General features: G+C 74.0%; 3 protein-coding genes. All 3 read right to left on the reverse strand.

Going from position 1 to position 2370, the window contains the following annotated elements; translation table 11 throughout:
- Positions 1 to 758: 3-dehydroquinate synthase family protein (locus AC2VOR_RS09175; RefSeq protein WP_486963652.1), on the reverse strand; the 758-nt coding region annotated here is incomplete at its 3' end.
- Positions 755 to 1285 (reverse strand): shikimate kinase, encoded by a 531-nt coding sequence (locus AC2VOR_RS09180; protein WP_369739199.1) that lies wholly within the window; start codon positions 1283 to 1285, stop codon positions 755 to 757. The genes AC2VOR_RS09180 and AC2VOR_RS09175, both read right to left, overlap by 4 nt.
- Positions 1285 to 2370: chorismate synthase (gene aroC, locus AC2VOR_RS09185; RefSeq protein WP_486963653.1), on the reverse strand; the 1086-nt coding region annotated here is incomplete at its 5' end. The genes aroC and AC2VOR_RS09180, both read right to left, overlap by 1 nt.

Consider the following 2370-nt stretch of genomic DNA (forward strand, 5'->3'; position numbering starts at 1 on the left):
TGGCCCAGGGTGTGGCCGTAGTTCAGGATCTCGCGCAGCTCCGACTCCTTCTCGTCGGCGGCCACGACCTGCGCCTTCACCGCGATCGCGCGGCGCACCAGCTCCGGCAGCACCGCACCGGAAGGGTCCGGGGCGGCCTGCGGGTCGGCCTCGATGAGGTCGAGAATCACCGGGTCGGCGATGAACCCCGCCTTGACGATCTCGGCCATCCCGGAGACCAGCTCGTTGCGCGGCAGCGTTTCCAGCGTCGCGAGGTCGACCAGCACGGCCAGCGGCTGGTGGAACGCGCCGACCAGGTTCTTGCCCGCGTCGGTGTTGATGCCGGTCTTGCCACCGACGGCGGCGTCCACCATGCCGAGCAGGCTGGTGGGCATGTGCACGATCGACACGCCGCGAAGCCAGGTGGCCGCCGCGAAGCCGGCGACGTCGGTGGCCGCGCCGCCGCCCAGGCTGACCAGGGCGTCCTTGCGGTCGATGCCGATGCGGCCCAGCACCTCCCAGATGAACCCGACGACGGGCAGCTCCTTGCCGGCTTCGGCGTCGGGGATCTCGATGCGGTGCGCATCGACGCCGTGGCCGGCCAGCCGGGCGCGGATCTCCTCGGCGCCGGCCGCCAGCGCCGGCTGGTGCAGGATCGCGACGCGGTGCCGGCCCGACAGCAGCCGGTCCAGCTCGCCCCCCAGATCGGTGCCGATGATCACCGGGTAGGGCGGATCGACGGCCACCTCGATGGTGACCGGCGCGGTCGTCCCGGTCATGTGGCCGCCCCGCTGGGCTCGGTTTCCTGCAGCCGCTCCACGATGTTGCGAACCACCGCCCCGGGGTTGCGGCGGTTGGTGTCCACCCGGATCGTCGCGACGCGCCGGTACAGCGGGACGCGCTGGGCCATCAGGTCGCGGTACCTCTCGGCGCGGTCGGGGCCGGCCAGCAGCGGCCGCGCGGTGGAACCGGCGGTGCGCCGCACCCCTTCCCGGGCGCTGATCTCCAGGTAGACGACGGGGTGGCCGGCCAGCGCCTCGCGCACCCCCGGGCTGGTGACCGCGCCCCCGCCGAGTGAGACGACCCCGTCGTGGTCGGCCAGCGCCGTGCGCACCACGTCCTCCTCGATGCGCCGGAACTCCGGCTCGCCGTCGGTGGCGAAGATGTCGGCGATGCTGCGGCCCGTCCGTTGCTCGATCGCCGCGTCGGTGTCGAGCAGCTCCACGTCGAGCGCCCTGGCCAGTCGCCGCCCGATAGTGGTCTTGCCGGAGCCGGGCAGCCCCACGAGCACCGCCTTGGGCGCCATCACGCGGTCCCACGGGCCGCCGGCGCCTCCCGCTCGGCGACCGCGCGCCGGTAGGAGTCGATGTTGCGGCGGGTCTCGGTCAGCGAGTCGCCGCCGAACTTCTGCAGCGCCGCGCGGGCCAGCACCAGCGCCACCATGGTCTCGGCCACCACGCCGGCGGCCGGCACGGCGCACACGTCCGAGCGCTGGTGGATGGCGACGGCCTCGTCGCCGGTGGCCATGTCGACCGTCGCCAGTGCCCGCGGCACCGTGGAGATGGGTTTCATCGCGGCGCGTACCCGCAGCGGCTGGCCGTTGGTCATGCCGCCCTCGAGCCCGCCGGCCCGGTTGGTCGACCGGACGACACCGTCGGGCCCGGGGTACATCTCGTCGTGGGCACGGCTGCCGCGGCGCCGCGCCGTGGCAAAGCCGTCGCCGATCTCGACGCCCTTGATCGCCTGGATCCCCATGACCGCGGCGGCCAGCTGGCCGTCGAGCCGGTTGTCGCCGCTGGTGAACGATCCCAGCCCGATCGGCAGGCCCAGCGCCACGACCTCGACCACGCCGCCGAGGGTGTCGCCGTCCTTCTTGGCGGCCTCGATCTCGGCGATCATCGACTCCTCAGCGGCCTTGTCGTAGGCGCGGACCGGGCTGGCATCGATCGCGGGCAGGTCTTCGGCGCGCGGCGGCGGGCCGTCGTAGGGTTCCGACGGCCCGATCGCGACGACATGGGACAGCACCTCGACACCCATCGCCTGGCGCAGGAACGACCGGGCGATGGTCCCGGCCGCGACGCGGGCGGCGGTCTCCCGCGCGCTGGCCCGCTCCAGCACCGGCCGGGCGTCGTCGAAGCCGTACTTGAGCATGCCCGCGTAGTCGGCGTGGCCGGGCCGCGGGCGGGTCAGGGGCGCGTTGCGCGCCGCGGAGTTCTCCAGCTCGGCGGCGTCGACCGGGTCGGTCGCCATCACGGCTTCCCATTTCGGCCATTCGGTGTTGCCGATCTCGACGGCGATGGGCCCGCCCAGGGTGATGCCGTGGCGCACCCCGGACAGCACGGTCACCGCGTCGCGCTCGAAGGCCATGCGGGCGCCGCGGCCGTAGCCCAG

Source organism: Mycobacterium sp. TH-M103, from assembly GCF_057473785.1.